Here is a 17,228-nt window from a genome sequence, read left to right on the forward strand (position 1 = left end):
GTGGTCCGGGCGGACAGCGCGCCGCCACTCTTTCGGGTGAGTCACAGGTGAGTCCTGCGGCTGGTGGACGCCCCCTTCCGGGCGGAAAAGCGGTCCTTCCCTCCGTTTCGCCACCCGACCGGGGGTAGGAAGGGGTCCGGCGTGTCAGCCAGCGTCCGGCGTCACGGTCCGGGACGGACCGTGACGGTGATCAGTAGGGAGTGCCGGGTGGGTCAGCCGGAGAAGCAGCCCGACCGTCCGTCTCGGGACGGGCGGGGGGACCGGGCGCCCGGGCTGCGGCCGGGCGATCTGACCGGGCGGCCCCTTCCGCTCGGCGACTGGGGCGAGCCCGCCGAACGGCTGGAGGAGCTGTACCGGTGGGTGGAGCGCCGGGCGCTGGACACCGCCTCCTGGTACCTGGCCGAGCGGGGGTGGAAGCGGCGCGGGGCGCGGACGCTGCGGTGCGGGGCCGCGGCGGGCGCGGTGGCCGGGGCCGCGCTGCCGCTGCTCGGCCTGGCCGGCGCGGCGGACGGCGCCGCTCCCTGGGGGTACCTGGCGCTGCTGCTGTCCGTGGCGTGCGTGGCGATCGACCGGTTCTTCGGCGTGACCTCCGGGTGGATGCGGGACGTGGCCACCGCGCAGGCCGTGCAGCGGCGGCTGCAGGCGCTGCAGTTCGAGTGGGCGGTGGAGAACGTGCGCGAGGTGCTGGGACCGGCCGAGGGCACGGCCGGGGAGGCCGCCGAGCGGTGCATCGGCGTGCTGCGGCGGTTCTCGGAGGACGTCGCCGAGCTGGTGCGGACGGAGACCGCCGACTGGATGGTGGACTTCCGGGTCGGGTCGGTGCCGCTCGGGCTGCAGTCGGCGGTGCCGGCCGGGGGCGGGCGGCCCGAGGTGGGCGCCGGCCAGGGGCGCTCCGCGCTGCCGCCCGGGGGCGCGCGGCCGAACATGCCCCGGCAGCGGCCACCGGAGCCGCGGTGAGGCTCGGCACCGTGAACGCGGTGAGGTGCCGCGGGTGCGTGAGGTGCGCTGCGGGGCGGTGGCGGTCGGTGCGGCCGTGCCGCTCTCAGTCCTTGCTGTAGGTGACTTCCTCGCCGGTGCTGGTGTTCACCCGCCGCAGCCTGCCGTCCGGCAGGAGCGTGATCTGCGTCGCCTCGCCGGGCCGGCAGGCCGGGCTGTCCTTGCCGACCGTCACCGTGGACGGCCCGATCTCCAGCGGTCCGTCGCTGCCCGGCTGCCGGATGAGCCGGGCCCGGAACACGCAGTGGTAGGTGCCGCCGGAGTCGGTGGGGCCGTCGGCGACCAGGGTGAGCACCGTGTCACCGACCTCGCCCTGGCCGAGGGTGAGCCGGCGCGGGTTGGGGCCGTAGGCGTTGTCGATCGTCGCGGTCCAGGTGCCGAGGTACGCGGCCGGGACCGCGCCGTTCACCGGTGAGGGCGAGCCGGACGCCGAGGTCGTGGGCGACGGGCCGGGGCCGGTGGTCCGCGCCGCGGTGAGGGTCGGGGAGGGGCCGGGGCCGCCCTTGTCGTCGCCGCCGACGCCGCGCATCAGCGCGTACACCGATCCGCCCGCGCCCAGCGCGACGACCAGCGCGACCGCGACCAGCATCGCCGTGGAGCGACCGCCCCCGCGCGCCTGCACCGGGCGCGGCAGGGGGCGCGGGCCGTATGGCGGTGTGGAGCCGGTCGGCGCTGGACCGTACGGCGGAGTCGAGCCGGTCGGCGCCGGGCCGTACGGCGGGGCCGCGCCGGTCGGCGCCGGGCCGTACGGCGGAGTCGCGCCGAGGCCGCCGTACGGGTGCTGGGCCCCCGCGCCGCCGGGCGTCCCGGCCCAGCCGCCGGCCGCCTGGTGCGGGTAGCCGTAGGCGGGGGCGGCGGCCCCCTGCGCGGGCGGCTGCGGCTGCCCCTGCTGTCCCGCTGCCCACTGCGCCTGTCCCGGCACCTGCGACTGCGGCTGCCCCTGCGACTGCGCCGGTACGCCCGTGGCCTCGGCGCCGGGCTGCGCGGCCGCGTCGGGCCGCGGTGCCGTGTCCGGCAGGCCCTCCTGCCCGGGTGTGCGCGGCGCGTGGGCGCCCTCCTCCGGTCCCTCCGGTCCCTTCCGGGGCGTGCCGCCGCTCCTCAGATCGCGCAGCACGTCGCTCTGCCAGTTGTCCCCGCTCGGCATGTCGCCTTCTTCCCCTGCCTCGTCATCCCGCCCGGAGCGCCGGCGCGTCGTCCGTGAAGCCTCAGAACTTGTTGAGCAGCTGCCCGTAGATGCCGAACACCCCGACGGCGAGCGGGAACAGCCCGATCACGCCCAGGGACTCGATGAGGTCGGCGAACCGGCGCAGCCGCACCCGGATGTGCTCCGGCGGCTCGATCGCGAGGACGAGCAGCGGCAGCAGCGCCGCCGCGCCGAGCAGCACCAGGGCCCCGCCGCCCCCGGCGTGGTCCAGCCACAGCACCGCCAGCCGCACGACGAGCACGGCCGCCGCCGCGAACGCCGCCACCACCTCAGCGACCAGTGGGAAGGCCCGCGCCCGCGAGAGCAGGACGACGGCGGTCAGCGAGGCCAGCGCCACCGTCCACACGGTCGGCTCGTGGGCGGCGGTCAGCAGCCAGCCGCCGGCGGCGGCCGAGGCGGCGGTGACGACGGTGGCGAGCACCAGCCCGCGGTGGGTGGCGGCGAGCGCGTTGGCGACCTCGTGCCGGCTGACCGACACGCCCGAGGAGCGCCGGTCGTCGAGCCCGGTGAGCCCGGAGGCCATCAGGGCGAATCGGGGCAGCAGTCCGAGCAGCACGACGGAGACGACGGCCATGACGGCGCCGAGCCGGTCCGGCCGGTCCTGCACGGCGGCGACGCCCTCCCACACCACGGCGATCACGGCGGCCGATCCGGCGCCGATCAGCCCGCCGCGGCCGAGCGGCGAGAAGTAGGCCAGCAGCACCAAGGTGATCACCAGGGCGCCGACGACACCGGCGAGGCGGGCCGTGGCGGACCAGTCGTAGGCGTCGGCGGCGGTCCAGGCGGTGAGCAGTCCGAGCCCGCCGGTGGCGAGCAGCAGCGCGGTCGCCAGGCCCCGGTTGCCCTTGCCGATCTTCGCCACGAGGGCTCCGGCGATCAGGCAGACCACGGTGGCGGCCGCGAGCGCGGAGGTCACGCTCTCCAGCGCGAACTCGCGCCGGGCGAGCAGACCCGCGGTCACCGCGAACGCGACGGTGGCCACGCCGGCGCTGGCCCGGCGGGCGGCCGGGCGCCAGCGCCAGGCGCGCAGGTCGAGGTCGTCGGCGACCTGGTCGGTGACGTCGTGCACGACCGGCGCGGGCGGTGCGGCGTGCGCGCGCACGAGCTGCAGCACGGCGCCGTCGGGGATCTCCGCCGACGCCAGCGTCGCGTCGTGCGGCAGGACCGAGCCGTCGGAGGTGATCAGCTGCCGGGTGGCCGGCCGGGTGGCCGCGCGGTCGTCGAGCAACCGCAGGATGTCGGGGAGCAGTTGGCCGATCGGGGTGTCCGACGGCAGGACGATGTCGGCACGTCGTCGCTCACCGACCAGGGTGACCCGGCTCAACTGGGTCCGGGACGTCGTTGCTGTGCTCACCACTCACCGGAACCTATCATCGCGTCGACTCCATCAAGGGCTCTGCGTGACATGGCCATGTCCGCCCTGCACACCGCCTTCACCGCTCCTCCTTCTCCGCGCCGGAGGACGGAGTGCCCGTCGTACTCGCCGTCGGGGACGGGTTGTAGAACTGCTCCTGCTGTTGCTGCTGCTTCTTCTGCTCGGCCTTCTGCTTGGCCAGGGTGGCCTGGAGGAACGACCAGCCCACGCAACCGGCGCACAGGACGGCCGCGATGGCGATGCCGGCGAAGACCTTGCCGAGCCGTTCGTCCACCGTGCGCCGTCCGCGCTGCGCGCCGAACAGCAGCGCGTCGCGCATCCGGCGCCGGCGCACCGCCACCGACTCGAGCAGCTGGCTGTCGTAGTCCCGTGCCATTTCCGTCGTCCCGTTGCCTGTAGATGCGTACTGTCTGCGGTCTGCTGTCTGCGGTCTGGTCCGCTGTCTGCGGTCTGGTCTGCTGTCTGCGGTGCTGCCGGTCGGTGCTGGAGCCCGCGGGGTCGTGCCGGCCCGTGCGTGCCGGGCCTCCGGTGGCGGGCGCCCCCGTGCGTGCCCGCAGTGCCGCGGCCGTGCGTCAGTCGTCCGGGCCGAGACCGAGGAGACCGCGCATGATGGCGTACTTGCGCGCGAGCCGCCGGGCCGTCAGCTCGTCCAGGACGGCGAGCCGGCGCGGATCGGCATTGTGCGCGAGGTCGGCCGCCTTGACCAGCCGGGCGCCGGGCGTGGCCAGGATCCGGCGCGCGTACGCCTCCGGCTCCTCGCCCGGCCGCTTGGTCACCGCCCGTACGACGTCCTTGGTGCGCTGCGGCAGCCGGGCCGCGTCGAGCCAGTCCGCGTCGAGCACGCCGTCCTCCAGGGCGTCGTGCAGCCAGGCGGCGGCGACGAGGTCGTCACCTCCGCCGCGGGCACGGACGCCCTCGGCGACGGCGCGCAGGTGCTCGGCGTACGGCCGCCCGGCCTTGTCCTGCTGCCCCTCGTGCGCGGCGCGCGCGACGGCCTCGACCTCGGCGGGAGTCATCTGCGCGGCACCACCGGCCGACGCCTGCGTCCGCCCTGCGCCGGGCGGGCTGTCCTGCGGCATGCGAATCCCCCTATTTCGCTTCCGCAACATAGGGCATGGACACGGTGCCCGTACACCCGGGGTGCGGGTCCCGGGTGCGGCGTCCCGTTCATGCATCGATGGACCTCTAGTTGGCCTTGGCCAGAGCCTTGACCACGTCGGCGTTCGGGGCCTCGGCGAGCGAGCCGGGCAGGGGACGGCCCTTGCCCTCCGTGTCCTGGTCCGCCGCCAGTTCGGCGAGGGCCTGGGAGGGCAGCAGGCCGCGCGCCTTGGCACTGCGCAGCCGGCTGAACCAGAAGCCGCCCTCGTTCGCCGCGCGGGCCCCGCCCGACACGCAGTACTCATAGGCGGCAGCGTCGTCCTCGTCACCGGCCCAGACGTAGCCGAGGACCGCGCCGCTCTCCTTGTCCACGATGGAGAAGTAGCGGACGGGTTTGTCCGTCCGGTGCTTGTAGCGCGGCGGGTTCCCGGGCGCCTCCACGACCGCCATCGGCTCGGTGAGGCTGGTGGGCTGCGGCTGCTCGTGACTCATGGGGTTCGGCTTTCTCGTCTTCTCGTGATGCCCGGCATGACGGGCTTCGGGGAGGCCAGGGGCCATGTCGTGCCGCGTGGGTCAGCCACCGCCGAACACCGCCGCTCCGATCAGGCAGAGCAGCCACGCCAGCGGGACCAGCGCGACGTACGCCCGGGGCCGCCGGTGCACGGGGACCCCCGGGTCGAACCGCGGTCCGAGCAGCCCGGGTCCCGGCTCCGCAAGCCGCTTGACCCGCCGCACGGCGAGGAGGTTGCGGACGAGCGTCAGCGGGCCGAAGAGGACGAGCGAGAGCGGGCTCCACCAGCCCCAGCAGAGGGTGTGCGTGGTCAACGCACGGTGCAGTCCCAGTCCGCACGTCCTGCACACCGGCCCGTCCATCCGCCGGAACCCCAGGAGGACGAGGAGCCCGCGGTGCGCCCGGAAGGCCGCATCGACGGCGGGGGACCCTCCGCAGTATCTGCACCGGACGGGGCCCCGCCGGGCACCGCGGGCGCCGCCGACGGACGGGCGCACCGCAGCGGCGGGCACCGTGCGGGCAGAGCCCTCTTCGGGGCGGTGTTCGGGACGGTCTTCGGCACGGTACGCGGCCGATGAACCGCCGGCCTCCAGCTCGGCATGCCACGCGCGCAGCGACCCGACGACGGCATCCAAGAGCCCGTCCCGCAGGGCCTCGTCGATCAGCCCGTTGCAGAAGCGTTCGCCGCGCACGAGGGCGGTGGCCGCGCGCACGGCGTCGGCGGGTGACAGGTGCCCGGACGAAGGAACCGTGGGCAGCGGATGCCCCATCCACCGGTACTCCTCGGTGACGGCACCTACGCTGTGCAGCGCGCTCACCACACGTTCCACCTGCTTGCTGTACACCGGGAACGGCGCCTGGATCGCACCGCTGGGCAGCATATGCCCACCGCCCCATACGACCTCTCGGTCCTCGGCCGTCAGCGCGTCGAACGCCTCGGCGAGCCACCGCCAGGCGGGATGCTGCGCCGGTACGAGCTGATCGAGAAGGCGCTGGTCGTCGGCCGGGGTGACGACCCGGGCCAGCTCCTCGACCGCGGCGAGATCGGGGGCCTCGGTGACGGGCCCCACCCCGGGTTCACGACTGAACGGGGCGAGCACCCCCGCGGGGGCGAGCCCCCTCCGGTGGGCATCCCGGATCCTGCTGTACCACTCCACCCCGGCGCGGTAGGCGTCGCTGCTGCTCGCCGCCCGGTGGACCCACCCGACGTCATCGGCGCTGCCCCAGGCGTAACCGATGATTTCGCCGTCGGGGGTGGTGACGGTGATGTAGTGGAGGGGGCTGGGCATGAAATCAGTTCTCGCCCACCCGGTCCCGGGGCGCGGCGGCTGTGTCGTTCTTGTCGTCCCGAGCCGTCCGGGCGCCGGCGTGCCAGGCGCGGAGCGCGGCGACCACGGCATCGAACGTTCCGTCCTTCACCGCGTCATCGATCATCCCGTCGCAGCAGCGCTCTCCGAGCACGATGGCGGTGGCGGCACGAACGGCATCGGCGGGCGCCATCCGCCCGGAGGGCGGGACCTCGGGAAGCGGGTTGCCCATCCACCGGTACTCGGAAGTGACCGCCCCGACACTGCGCAGCGCGTCCACCACCCGCTTCAGGGGCTTTCCGTAGAGCGGGTACGGCATCTGGATCGCGCCACTGGGCGACCGCCGGCCACCGCCCCAAGGGATGTCGCGGTCCTCGTCCGTGAGGACCTCGTAGGCCTCGGCCAACTCCTGCCACGCCGGGTGATCGGCGGGCACCAGCTGATCGAGAAGGCGCTGGTCGTCGGCCGGGGTGACGACCCGGGCCAGCTCCTCGACCGCGGCCAGATCGGGGGCCTCGGTGACGGGCCCCACCCCGGGCTCACGACTGAACAGGGCGAGCACACCGGCCGGAGCCAAGCCACGCCGGTGAGCGTCCTGCATTCTGCTGAACAGTTCCCGCACTGCTCTGTGGGCACTGCCGCTGCCCGCCGGTCGGTGAACCCGCCCGAGGTCCGTGTCGGTGGCCCAGAAGTAACCGGCGATTTCACCGTCGGGCATGGTGAGGGTGATGTACTGCCTTGAGGTTGGCATGGGCTGAGGATGCTAGTCGGCCTGGGCGAGTGCCTCGACTGCGGCAGCGTTCGGGGCGCTGGTGAGCGAGCCCGGCAGGGGACAGCCGTTGCCGCCTGGCTCACGTTCGCTGTACAGCTCGGCGAGAGCCTGGGACGGTAGAAGGCCACGCGATTTCGCATCACGCAACCGAATGATCCAGGACATGCCCTCGTTCACCCCCTTGGGGCCAGCGGCCTGACGTGGTTCGTACGCGGCGGCGTCGTCCTCATCGCCGGCCCACACATACCCCAAGACCCCGCCGTTTTCCTTGTCGACCACCGAGAAGTATCTCACTGGCTTTTCAGTCCGGTCCTGGTAGCGGGGCGGACCCCCCGGCTTCTCTCTGAACCTGAGGTCATCGTCGAATCGCGGGTTGATCGGCCGCTCGTTACTCACTAACTCCACATCCCTTGTCTCAATGTCGTTCCCTATAAGAAGCCTACGGTCTCGGAAGAACCTCACCGTAGACGTGCCACTTTCCCGATTGGTCCATGAAGACGCGCGTCACCCTATATTCGGTACCACGAGCGAGAAGCAGTTCCCGTTCTCCGGGATTTGCAGAGACATGGTCGATCCAGAGAGCCGGAGTACCCTTCGGCACTCGAAGGTGCATGTATACCGGCTTATAGCTGAAGGGCCCTGGCACGGTCTTGCCAAGCGCCGTTGAGGTGTAACCGGGGTCGTCGTAGATGTTACCCATCATTTCGAGCGGCGACTTCAAATTCAGATGATCGATCCCGGTACCGCGAATCACCATAATGCTTTCCGGCACGGGCCGATCACCCATGACCCGATCCATCTCATCGATGGTGTGCGAAATCTTAGGGGACACATCCGGGTAGTCACCCCGAAGATGGCCATTGATTTGCTTGTAGTAGTGATCGCTGTAAGTATGCAACGCCTCTCTCCCGGACGGGTCAAGGTTGTCCAGGAAGTCATTCCAGTACGCGTCGCCATACGCCTGGCCCGCCTTGTCACTGACGCTGGGCGCAGGGTTCGTCCCGTGTGTCAGTTCAGCCGTGGCAACAGCGTGCTTCTCCGCATCAGTGGACAACTGATTGAAGTCGTCAACCGACATGTGCGGCTTGTACTCGAACGGCTCGTCCGCCCCGCTGTGCCCCGGCACATCTGTGCGTTCGTGGCCCGGCGCGACCGGCGCATCGGTGCCGTGATGTGCCGCGACGTCCACGGCCGTGTCGCCGCCGTCCAGATGGTCGCCCGCGTGGGCGGCATCGTCCGGGTGGCCCGTGTGGTGGCCTCCGTCGTGAGCGCTGTGGCCGCCGTCGTGTCCTGCACCATGGCCGTCGTGACCGGCTCCGTGGGAGGTGCCGTCGGTGTGGCCTCCAGGCGTCTCATGGGGTGCCGCGTTCGGATCGTGGCCGCTGCCACCGGAGAAGTCATGCCCACCGGTATGCGGTGAGGGAACCTGGGGCTCGTGCGGAAGGTGCGGGACGCCCGGCGAGGTGCCGTGCGAAGGGCCCACGGGCGCGTCGTGCGCGGGCGTGCTCACCGGCGTGTGGTCGTACGAGGCCGGGCCGATCGTGTCGTAGTGGCCGCCGGCCGGGATCGGGTCGCCCGTGCCGTGCGGAATCCCACCGTGGATGCCGTCGGCCGGGACGTGCGTCGGACCTGTATGGACGGATGCGTCCATACTGTGCGGAATTCCACCGTGAATGCCGTGGCCCGTCGTGGGCATCCCCCCGTAACCGCTGTTGCTGACGGTGTGCGGGATACCGCCGTGAATGCCGCTCCCAGCGGTCTGAGGGGCACCCGTGTATGTCGGCTGATGGCCCTGGACCGTCCAGTGGTCCGGCAGCTTCGGGGCCGCCGGCTGGTGCGTCGCCGGCGTGGTCTCGATGGTGCCGTTCGACGACATGATGTTGCCGTTCGGGTCCATCAGGTGCCCGTCGGTCAGTTGGACCGTGCCTTCGGGCAGATGGGCCGCGCTGTCCGGGAGAGTGGGGATGTCGATCTTGCCGATGCCCTTCAGGCCCTTGGCGATGTCGCCGATCTTCGACAGACCGGCGCCCACGCCCTTGGCGACATACGTCATCGGGTCGATGACCTTGCCCGCCTTGCCCGCCACCGACAACGCCTTCGCCACCGCACCGGCCTTGCCCGCATCCGCTGCCGCAGCACCCGCGCCGCCCGTGAAGACGGTGGTGACCACGTTGAAGGTGACCGCGCCCGCGGCGCGGGCGGGGTTCTTGCCCCACTCGTCCCACGCCACCAGCGCCTTGCCCGTCTCCTTCATCGCCCTGCGCGAATCACGCAGCCAGGAGGGGAGCTTGTCGTCGGGAAGCCCCCAGAACATCGCCTGCGCCCCCGGAAGCGACGAGATCACCAGGCCCGTGGCGAGCTGGGCCAGGCCCTTCCACGCCTGGCCCATCGCGTCCCAGCCGCCGAAGCCGACCAACGTGCCCAGGCCCTTGATCGTGCCCCAGACGCTGTCGACGATGATCCCGTCCCAGACGAACGACTTGACCCAGTGGCCGACCTCCCACCAGTGGTGCTTCTCCTCGACCGGGTCGCCCCAGGGGAGTTTGGCGTTCTTCAGGTCCTCCGCGTTGAAGCCGTACTGGTTGGCCTTCTTCGAGCCGTCACCGGCCACCATCTGCGTGCCGTGCCACAACGCGGTGATCTTGTTGTGGCAGGTGCGTTCCGCCGCCCAGAACGCCGCCACTGTCTTCGTGACCTCGTCCCGGATCCGGTTGTGGTGGGCGACCTTGTCGTGGTCGTACTTCCAGTCGTGGTCGTCCTTGACCGAGTCGACGAACGTCGTGGCCTCGCGCTTGAGATCCTCCAGCTTCTTCGCCAGTGGGCGGATCTCCGTCGCATACCCCGCCAGCGCCGAAGACACGGTCTCCAGACCATCCGCGAAGGTGTCCGCGCGGTCCTTCACCGGCTTCGTCGTCGCGAACAGCTGCTCCGCCTCCGGAGCCGTGTAATACGCCGACAGGCCCTGGAAACGGTTGTGGACATCCCGGCCCGTGTCCCGGACATGACCCGCATCCGCCTTCAGCGCCGCGTAATCCTGCTCCAGCAGCTCCAGATTCCCCGTGTACTGCGGGATCTCATCCGGATTGATCAGATTGGTCACGGCCGGCCCTTCTTCCCCGCACCGGGCATGTCCACCTTCGGCGCACTCAACGTCTTGCGCTGAGCCTCCGCCGCCATCTCCTCATCCCCGTGCAGATACGCCGTCGTCGCATCCACCACACCCTGCAACGACTTCCCCGCCCGCGCCGCGATCCACTGCAGATCCTTCGACGCATGCTCCGCGTACTGCGACAGAGCAAGCGCGACCAGACCCCCCTGCGCCTTCTCACCCGAGCCACCCGAACCGCCCGAGCCGGCATCCGCCGAGATCGTCCCCGCATGCGTCGCCGCCGACGTCAGATGCTCCCCGTACGCCTTCGCATACTTCTCCAGATGCGACGCCGACTCACCCGTCGACTTCAACACCTGCGAAATACCCTGCGGCTTCAGATCCCAGCCAGACACCCGTCAACCCCCGAAAACACCCACAACCCTCACGGACCCACCAGCCTGTTCAGCCGATGTTGTCCACCGCCGCCTTCGCCTTCGCCAGCGTCGACTGCGCCGTCGAGTCGTTCTTCTCCAACGTCGACTTCACCAACTGAATGATGTTCCGCACCTCATGCGACGCCCGGTTCCACCGCTGCTCCTTGCCGTGGTACTCATCCGCCACACCATCCGCCGTGAAGTCCGCCATCGCCGCCTTCACCTGACGATCCCGCTGCCCGATCACCTCCTCCAACCGGGCAATCACCGACTGCAGACTCCCCTGCACATCCGCCGACGCACCCGTGTCGTACGACCGACGATCCGCACCAGAACCCGCCATCACACACCACTCCCCGAAGAAGGCCACCAACGGCCACTGACCGATCAGACGAACGAAACCCGAACCCGGGACCCTTCACCCGGAACCCGGCACCCGGGGTTCAGAGCCCGCGACTCGGAACCCGCGACTCGGAACCCGGAACAGCGAACGACCTCAGCGGAACCGCGCCGCATCAAAATTCGCCGCACCCATCTGCTGCCGCGCGTTCTCACCCTGCTCCTGATCACCCGAGGAGAACGCCGACTCCATCCCCGACTGACCACCCAAAATCGCCGCCAACGACGAGTTCAGCTCACGCGTGATCCCGTCCGCCCGCGCCTTGAACTGATCGAACGCCTGACGACCCGCACCGTTGAACTTCCCCTCCAACGGCTCCGCCGCCGCCACCAACTGACGGATCAACGACCCCAGATCATCACTCGACCCCCGCGAATCCCTCATCAGCGTCGACAGCGTCTGCGCACCCATGTCGAACTTCACGCCGAACTCGCCTCCCCCTTCAACAAACTCGTGGGCCGTGGCTGTTCGCGCGCTCGCGCGGCCACGGCATGGCTGCACTATCTGTAGCAAGTCAACCATCGCTCCGGCCGGCCAGGGTCGCGATGCACACAGATGCATCACAAGCCCCCCTCCGCCGGTCGACCGGAACCAACGGGCCGGTCGTCACGGCAGGGCCGCCGCCGTCGGCCCCTCGCGGCAGATCAGCAGCAGGGCGCGGTCGTCGTTGACGTCCTTGGCGACCGCCTCGATGAGGTGCCAGGCGGCGCCGTGGAAGCCGCCGGCCACGTAGCGGTCGGCTTCGCCGGTCAGGCGGTCGATGCCCTCGGCGATGTCGCGGTCGGCGGTCTCGACCAGGCCGTCGGTGAACAGCATCAGCACGTCGCCGGGGCGCAGGGAGCCCTTGACCGAGTCGAACTGGGCGCCGTCGTACACCCCGAGCAGGGGGCCCTCGGCGGCCTTCTCCTCCCAGCGGCCGGTGCCGGCGCTGAGCTGGAGGCCGGGCGGATGGCCGGCGGAGTACAGCTCGTAGTCGCCGGAGTCCAGGTCGAGGACGAGGTGGATGGAGGTGGCGAAGCCCTCCTGCCAGTCCTGGCGGAGCAGGTAGCCGTTGGCGGCGGGGAGGAAGGCGTGCGGGGGCAGGCTGCCGAGCAGCCCGCCGAAGGCGCCGGACAGCAGCAGGGCGCGCGAGCCGGCGTCCATGCCCTTGCCGGAGACGTCGGTGAGGACGACCTCCAGGGTGCGGCCGCCGTTGGTGCGGGCGGCGACGACGAAGTCGCCGGAGAAGGACTGGCCGCCCGCCGGGCGCAGCGCCATCTCGTGGTGCCAGCCGGCGGGCAGCGCGGGCAGCTTGCTCTGGACGCGGATGCGTTCGCGCAGGTCGAACAGCATGGTGCCGCCGCGCCGCCAGGGCACGCCGACCCGGCTGCGGAACTGGGCGATCAGCAGGCCGAAGAAGCCGCAGGCGGCGACGACCAGGACCACGCCGGGGGTCACCCGGGAGGGGCCCTCGGTGTACGGGCCGAGTCTGACCGACTCCACGATCAGTGCGGTGGCCGCGGCCGCGTACAGGCCGAGCAGGCTCGCCGGGCGCAGCAGCAGGCCGCCCGCGACGATGGGCAGCACGAGGGCGACCGGCGAGAACCACACGGAGTCGACGAGGGTCAGGCCCGCCAGCAGCGGGATGGTCAGCAGCAGGCCGCCGAGGGCGATCCAGTCCGAGCCGTCCCCGCGGAAGTAGTCGACGGCGGCCCGGCGCAGGGTGATGCGGACCCGGTGCCATCGCATCTTGACCCGGGCCGGGAACGTCTCGGCCGCCGCGCGCCGCTCTCGTCCTGCTGCCATCAGTTCGGGACCCTATCCAGCCCGGCCGCCGCTTGGCACGGGAGGTCCGACTTATCCCCCGTCCGAGGCCGGAGTTCACAGGGAAGGCGACGGGCGGACGCCCGGTCGTGGCCGGGGGAAGGCGGCCGGTGGCGGCCGGGACAGGCACCCCGGGGCGGCCGGGGCAGGCTGCCCGGTCGTGGCCGGGAACGCCATCCGGTCGTGGCCGGGGAAATTCGGTGGCCCGGCTCGCGTCGCCCTGTTAGGCATGCCGTATGGCGACAGAGTGTGCGGCCGGGCCCAGGGTGCTGCGGCGGGACGAGTGGGACACGTGGTTCGACAACCTGGTCCGCGCCTTCGGCGGCGGGGTTTCACCGGAAGAGCGTGAGCTGGATCGTTCCCTGACCGAGTTCGACCGCTCACTGGGCGTGTGGGACGCGGGCGTGTGTGTGGGGACGGCGGGGGCGTTCAGCTTCCGGATGACCGTGCCCGGTGGCGCGTCGGTGCCCACGGCGGGCGTCACCATGGTCAGTGTGGCGCCGACGCACCGCCGGCGCGGCGTGCTGACGTCGATGATGCGGCGGCAGCTGGAGGACGTACGGTCCTGGGGGGAGCCGCTGGCGGCGCTGACCGCCTCGGAGCCGGCCATCTACGGCCGGTTCGGCTACGGCGCCGCGACCTCCCAGCTCGACGCCGAGATCGACACGGCCCGGGTGGCGCTGTCCGTCCCGGACGGTACGGACAGCGTACGGGTGCGGTGGGCGGCGCCCGCCGATGTGCTGGAGGCGTGCGAGGCGGTCTACGCGCGGCTGGTGCCCGGGCGGCCGGGGATGCTGGCCCGGCAGCCGGGCTGGGAACGGGTCGCGCTGATCGACCCGGAGAGCGAGCGCGAGGGCGCCTCCGCGCTGCAGTGCGTGGTAGCCGAGCGGGACGGCGAGGTGACCGGGTTCGCCCGGTACCGCACCAAGCTCGGCTGGGGGGAGAGCGGGCACGACGGCACAGTGCGGCTGGAGGACCTGGCCGCGCTCGATCCGGCGAGCGAGGCGGCGCTGTGGCGGTTCCTGTTCGGCATCGACCTGATGACGACGCTGACGGTGTCGGACCGGCCGGTCGACGACGCCTGGCAGTACCTGGTGTCCGACATCCGGCGGTGCCGGCCGCGGCTGCGGGACGCGCTGTACGTGCGGCTGGTCGACGTGGGCGCGGCGCTGGCGGCGCGGACGTACCTGGTGCCGGTGGACGTGGTGGTGGAGGTCGCGGACGACTTCTGCCCGTGGAACGCCGGGCGGTGGCGGCTCAGCGGGGACGCGAAGGGCGCCTCGTGCGAGCGGACCCGCGACGCGGCGGACCTGGCGTTGTCCGTGCGGGAGCTGGGCGCGGCCTACCTCGGCGGGGTGCCGTTGACGGCGCTGGCGGCGGCCGGGCGGGTGCGGGAGCTGCGGGCCGGGGCGCTGGCGGAGGCGTCGGTGGCCTTCGGGTCGGCGGTGGCGCCGTGGCTGCCGCACGGCTTCTGACGGGTTCCGCACCGGTGGACCGTGCCGCCGGGTGCGCTCAGCGCCGCTGGCAGGTGGGGCACCAGAAGAGGTTGCGGGCGGCCAGGTCGGCGGTGCGGATCTCGGTGCCGCAGACGTGGCAGGGCAGGTGCGCCCGGCGGTAGACGTACACCTCGCCGCCGTGGTCGTCGACGCGGGGCGGGCGGCCCATCGCCTCGGGGGTGTGTTCGGGGCGGACGGTGTCGATGCGGTTGGCGCGGACGCCCTCGCGCATGAGGGCGACGAGGTCGGACCACAGGGCGTCCCACTCGGCGGGGGTGATGTCCTTGCCGGGGCGGTAGGGGTCGATGCCGTGCCGGAAGAGGACCTCGGCGCGGTAGACGTTGCCGACGCCGGCGATGACCTTCTGGTCCATCAGGAGCGCCGCGATGGAGGTGCGGCTGCGGCGGATGCGGGCGTGGGCGGCGGCCGGGTCGGCGTCGGCGCGCAGGGGGTCGGGGCCGAGGCGGTCGTGGATCGCCTGCTTCTCGGCGTCGGTGATCAGGGCGCAGGTGGTGGGGCCTGTCCACGTCATGCTTGTTTTTGTTTTTTTAGTTGGGCCGCCCACCCCCGGGATCTACACGTAAAGGGGCGTCGGCAGCGTCGGAGGTGTATAAGGGACGGGTCTGGAACCGGTCGCCCGCTGTGGGGGTGGCTCCAGGCCCGGGGGCCGGCGCCACGGCCTCCGGGCCGCCGGTCGCAGCGCCCGGACCGCCGCCGGAGGCGCCCGGGGCCGTCCCGGTGGCGCCCGCGGCCCGTACCGCGGCCCGGGCGGCGGCGGCCCCGCCGCCGGGCGGAACCGGGGCGCCCGCGCCGACTCCTCCGTGCGCCTCGGGGCCGGGCACGTAGCCCATGGCGGGCGCGCCCGCGAAGGCGCCCGCGCCCCGCTCCAGCCGGTCGAGGCGGGCCATGACGGACCGCTCGTCGCCGTAGGCGGCGGGCAGCAGCACGCGGGCGCAGATCAGCTCCAGCTGGAGGCGGGGCGAGGTGGCGCCGCGCATCTCGGTCAGCCCCTCGTTGACGAGGTCGGCGGCGCGGCTCAGTTCGGCGGCGCCGAAGGAGCGGGCCTGGGCCTGCATGCGCTCCAGCACGTCGGCGGGGGCGTCGATGAGGCCCTTCTCGGCGGCGTCGGGGGCGGCGGCCAGGATCACCAGGTCGCGCAGCCGCTCCAGCAGGTCGGCCACGAACCGGCGAGGGTCGTTGCCGCCCTCGATGACCCGGTCGACGACCTCGAACGCGGCGGCGCCGTCCCCGGAGGCGAAGGCCTCCACGACGGAGTCGAGCAGCGAGCCGTCGGTGTACCCGAGGAGCGAGGTGGCCATGGCGTACGTCACACCCTCCTCACCGGCACCGGCGAGGAGCTGGTCCATGACGGACATGGAGTCACGCACGGACCCGCCGCCGGCCCGCACGACCAGCGGGAGGACGCCTTCCTCGACCGGGATGTCCTCCTTGCGGCACACCTCTGCCAGGTAGTCCCGCAGGGTGCCGGGCGGGACCAGCCGGAAGGGATAGTGGTGGGTCCGCGAGCGGATGGTGCCGATGACCTTCTCGGGCTCGGTGGTCGCGAAGATGAACTTCAGGTGCTCCGGGGGCTCCTCGACGACCTTGAGCAGCGCGTTGAAACCGGCCGACGTGACCATGTGGGCCTCGTCGATGATGTAGATCTTGTAGCGGCTGCGCGCGGGCCCGAAGAAGGCCTTCTCCCGCAGGTCGCGGGCGTCGTCCACGCCGCCGTGCGAGGCGGCGTCGATCTCGATGACGTCGATGGAGCCGGGTCCGTTGCGCGCGAGGTCGCGGCAGGACTCGCAGGCGCCGCAGGGTGTGGGCGTGGGCCCCTTCTCGCAGTTCAGGCAGCGGGCGAGGATGCGCGCGCTGGTCGTCTTGCCGCACCCGCGCGGACCGCTGAACAGGTACGCGTGATTGACCCGGTTGTTGCGCAGCGCCTGCTGCAACGGGTCGGTGACATGCTCCTGCCCGATGACCTCGGCAAAGGACTCCGGGCGGTAGCGGCGGTACAGCGCGAGAGACGACACGCATACGAGGTTATAGGCGCCCACCGACAACCGGCCCGGCCCGCGAACGCCGGTCCCCGGCCCCTGCCCCGCACGCCGGCCCCGGCACGTCGGCCCCGGGCCATGGCCCCGGCCCTGCAACGCAAGCGCCCCCCACGCACCCGCCAGAGCCGACCTACCCTTGCTGCCTTCCGGCCCTGGGGGAGTTCAGTCAGATAGCGCCGCGTGAGGGGCTGCCGCAAGACTACCCGATGCCGGGGGCCCGGAACGAGTTCGCGAGCACTCCCCCGCGTCATGTAATGTTTCCGGCGGAGGATTCGCCTAGAGGCCTAGGGCGCACGCTTGGAAAGCGTGTTGGGGGCAACCCCTCACGAGTTCGAATCTCGTATCCTCCGCCGGCAGAGGCCCGGTCTACGGAAACGTAGGCCGGGCCTCTCTGTTGTCCCCCCGCCCTGCGTCGACCGCGTCCTGCTCTTCTCAGGGTGGTGCGAGAAGGCCGACCGCGGCTGTGGCGGTCGGCCTTCTGTGGTCGTCTGCGGTCGGCCTTCTGTGGTCGTCTGCGGGTGGCTCGGTGATCGTCTGCGGGTGGCTCGGTCCGGCCGCCCCGGTGTCAGGGTGTGGTCGTCGCCACAGGGGGTGCCGGCGTCGTTCTGGAGGAGGCGAGTGGCGGCTCCTCCGGTGCGGCTTCGGGGCGCGGGGCGCGGATCAGGCGGTGGCGGGGTGCCGTGC

15 protein-coding genes, 1 tRNA gene, 1 other RNA gene and 2 pseudogenes are annotated in these 17,228 nt (G+C 72.1%); 3 read left to right on the forward strand and 16 right to left on the reverse strand.

What is annotated here, in order from left to right:
• Positions 1–207 precede the first annotated feature (207 nt).
• Positions 208–957, forward strand: a complete 750-nt coding sequence (locus tag GV126_RS16945) for an SLATT domain-containing protein (protein WP_159667442.1) — start codon at positions 208–210, stop codon at positions 955–957.
• Between the two features lie 85 nt (positions 958–1,042).
• On the opposite strand, the gene GV126_RS16950 is transcribed toward GV126_RS16945, so the two are convergent.
• From GV126_RS16950 to GV126_RS17010, 13 genes are all read right to left on the reverse strand, one after another.
• A complete protein-coding gene (locus tag GV126_RS16950; RefSeq protein WP_159667445.1) occupies positions 1,043–2,140 on the reverse strand; it encodes a hypothetical protein in 1,098 nt (365 codons plus the stop codon).
• Positions 2,141–2,201: 61 nt separating this feature from the next.
• The gene (gene eccD / locus GV126_RS16955; protein WP_159667448.1) at positions 2,202–3,557 is read right to left on the reverse strand and encodes a type VII secretion integral membrane protein EccD; all 1,356 of its coding nucleotides are present in this window, start codon (positions 3,555–3,557) and stop codon (positions 2,202–2,204) included.
• Between the two features lie 76 nt (positions 3,558–3,633).
• Entirely contained in the window at positions 3,634–3,951 is a 318-nt protein-coding gene (locus GV126_RS16960) for a hypothetical protein (RefSeq protein ID WP_159667451.1), read from the reverse strand.
• A 196-nt stretch (positions 3,952–4,147) separates the two neighbouring features.
• Complete coding sequence (locus GV126_RS16965) at positions 4,148–4,654, reverse strand: HD domain-containing protein (RefSeq protein ID WP_159667454.1); 507 nt, start codon at positions 4,652–4,654, stop codon at positions 4,148–4,150.
• Between the two features lie 106 nt (positions 4,655–4,760).
• Positions 4,761–5,165, reverse strand: coding sequence for a hypothetical protein (locus tag GV126_RS16970; protein ID WP_159667457.1), 405 nt, complete (start codon positions 5,163–5,165; stop codon positions 4,761–4,763).
• A gap of 81 nt (positions 5,166–5,246) precedes the next feature.
• Positions 5,247–6,473, reverse strand: a complete 1,227-nt coding sequence (locus tag GV126_RS16975; protein ID WP_159667460.1) for a DUF6508 domain-containing protein — start codon at positions 6,471–6,473, stop codon at positions 5,247–5,249.
• A gap of 4 nt (positions 6,474–6,477) precedes the next feature.
• The gene (locus GV126_RS16980) at positions 6,478–7,242 is read right to left on the reverse strand and encodes a DUF6508 domain-containing protein (RefSeq protein WP_159667463.1); all 765 of its coding nucleotides are present in this window, start codon (positions 7,240–7,242) and stop codon (positions 6,478–6,480) included.
• Between the two features lie 12 nt (positions 7,243–7,254).
• Positions 7,255–7,725 (reverse strand): hypothetical protein, encoded by a 471-nt coding sequence (locus tag GV126_RS16985; RefSeq protein ID WP_236570029.1) that lies wholly within the window; start codon positions 7,723–7,725, stop codon positions 7,255–7,257.
• The gene (locus GV126_RS16990) at positions 7,703–10,354 is read right to left on the reverse strand and encodes an ADP-ribosyltransferase (RefSeq protein ID WP_159673819.1); all 2,652 of its coding nucleotides are present in this window, start codon (positions 10,352–10,354) and stop codon (positions 7,703–7,705) included. The genes GV126_RS16985 and GV126_RS16990 overlap by 23 nt, the downstream gene beginning before the upstream one ends.
• A gap of 5 nt (positions 10,355–10,359) precedes the next feature.
• Complete coding sequence (locus tag GV126_RS16995; RefSeq protein WP_185946690.1) at positions 10,360–10,767, reverse strand: DUF6507 family protein; 408 nt, start codon at positions 10,765–10,767, stop codon at positions 10,360–10,362.
• Positions 10,768–10,816: 49 nt separating this feature from the next.
• A complete protein-coding gene (locus tag GV126_RS17000) occupies positions 10,817–11,131 on the reverse strand; it encodes a pore-forming ESAT-6 family protein (protein WP_159673640.1) in 315 nt (104 codons plus the stop codon).
• A gap of 153 nt (positions 11,132–11,284) precedes the next feature.
• Positions 11,285–11,611, reverse strand: coding sequence for a hypothetical protein (locus GV126_RS17005; RefSeq protein ID WP_028422016.1), 327 nt, complete (start codon positions 11,609–11,611; stop codon positions 11,285–11,287).
• Positions 11,612–11,794: 183 nt separating this feature from the next.
• Entirely contained in the window at positions 11,795–12,973 is a 1,179-nt protein-coding gene (locus tag GV126_RS17010) for a PP2C family protein-serine/threonine phosphatase (protein ID WP_159667466.1), read from the reverse strand.
• A gap of 254 nt (positions 12,974–13,227) precedes the next feature.
• Here GV126_RS17010 and GV126_RS17015 point away from each other — a divergent pair, with 254 nt between their 5' ends.
• Positions 13,228–14,466: a GNAT family N-acetyltransferase gene (locus GV126_RS17015; protein WP_159667469.1), complete on the forward strand. Its 1,239-nt coding sequence runs from the start codon at positions 13,228–13,230 to the stop codon at positions 14,464–14,466.
• 37 nt (positions 14,467–14,503) lie between these two features.
• Here GV126_RS17015 and GV126_RS17020 read toward each other — a convergent pair.
• From GV126_RS17020 to ffs, 3 genes and pseudogenes are all read right to left on the reverse strand, one after another.
• A pseudogene (locus GV126_RS17020) lies at positions 14,504–15,007 on the reverse strand (Fpg/Nei family DNA glycosylase); the annotation flags it as partial.
• A gap of 37 nt (positions 15,008–15,044) precedes the next feature.
• Positions 15,045–16,520, reverse strand: a pseudogene (locus GV126_RS17025) (DNA polymerase III subunit gamma and tau); the annotation flags it as partial.
• Positions 16,521–16,638: 118 nt separating this feature from the next.
• Positions 16,639–16,737, reverse strand: an RNA gene (gene ffs, locus GV126_RS17030) — signal recognition particle sRNA small type.
• A gap of 72 nt (positions 16,738–16,809) precedes the next feature.
• On the opposite strand from ffs, the gene GV126_RS17035 reads away from it, so the two are divergent.
• Positions 16,810–16,894, forward strand: a tRNA-Ser gene (locus GV126_RS17035).
• The last annotated feature ends 334 nt before the right edge of the window (positions 16,895–17,228 follow it).

Source organism: Streptomyces mexicanus (genome assembly GCF_902506575.1).
GTDB lineage: Bacteria > Actinomycetota > Actinomycetes > Streptomycetales > Streptomycetaceae > Streptomyces > Streptomyces mexicanus.

Bases quoted from the DNA above. Each gene is read 5' to 3' on its own strand.
- GV126_RS16950 (WP_159667445.1), bottom strand. From the start codon at position 2,140: ATGCCGAGCGGGGACAACTGGCAGAGCGACGTGCTGCGCGATCTGAGG.
- GV126_RS16960 (WP_159667451.1), bottom strand. From the start codon at position 3,951: ATGGCACGGGACTACGACAGCCAGCTGCTCGAGTCGGTGGCGGTGCGC.
- GV126_RS16965 (WP_159667454.1), bottom strand. From the start codon at position 4,654: ATGCCGCAGGACAGCCCGCCCGGCGCAGGGCGGACGCAGGCGTCGGCC.
- GV126_RS16970 (WP_159667457.1), bottom strand. From the start codon at position 5,165: ATGAGTCACGAGCAGCCGCAGCCCACCAGCCTCACCGAGCCGATGGCG.
- GV126_RS16975 (WP_159667460.1), bottom strand. From the start codon at position 6,473: ATGCCCAGCCCCCTCCACTACATCACCGTCACCACCCCCGACGGCGAA.
- GV126_RS16980 (WP_159667463.1), bottom strand. From the start codon at position 7,242: ATGCCAACCTCAAGGCAGTACATCACCCTCACCATGCCCGACGGTGAA.
- GV126_RS17000 (WP_159673640.1), bottom strand. From the start codon at position 11,131: ATGGCGGGTTCTGGTGCGGATCGTCGGTCGTACGACACGGGTGCGTCG.
- GV126_RS17010 (WP_159667466.1), bottom strand. From the start codon at position 12,973: ATGGCAGCAGGACGAGAGCGGCGCGCGGCGGCCGAGACGTTCCCGGCC.
- GV126_RS17015 (WP_159667469.1), top strand. From the start codon at position 13,228: ATGGCGACAGAGTGTGCGGCCGGGCCCAGGGTGCTGCGGCGGGACGAG.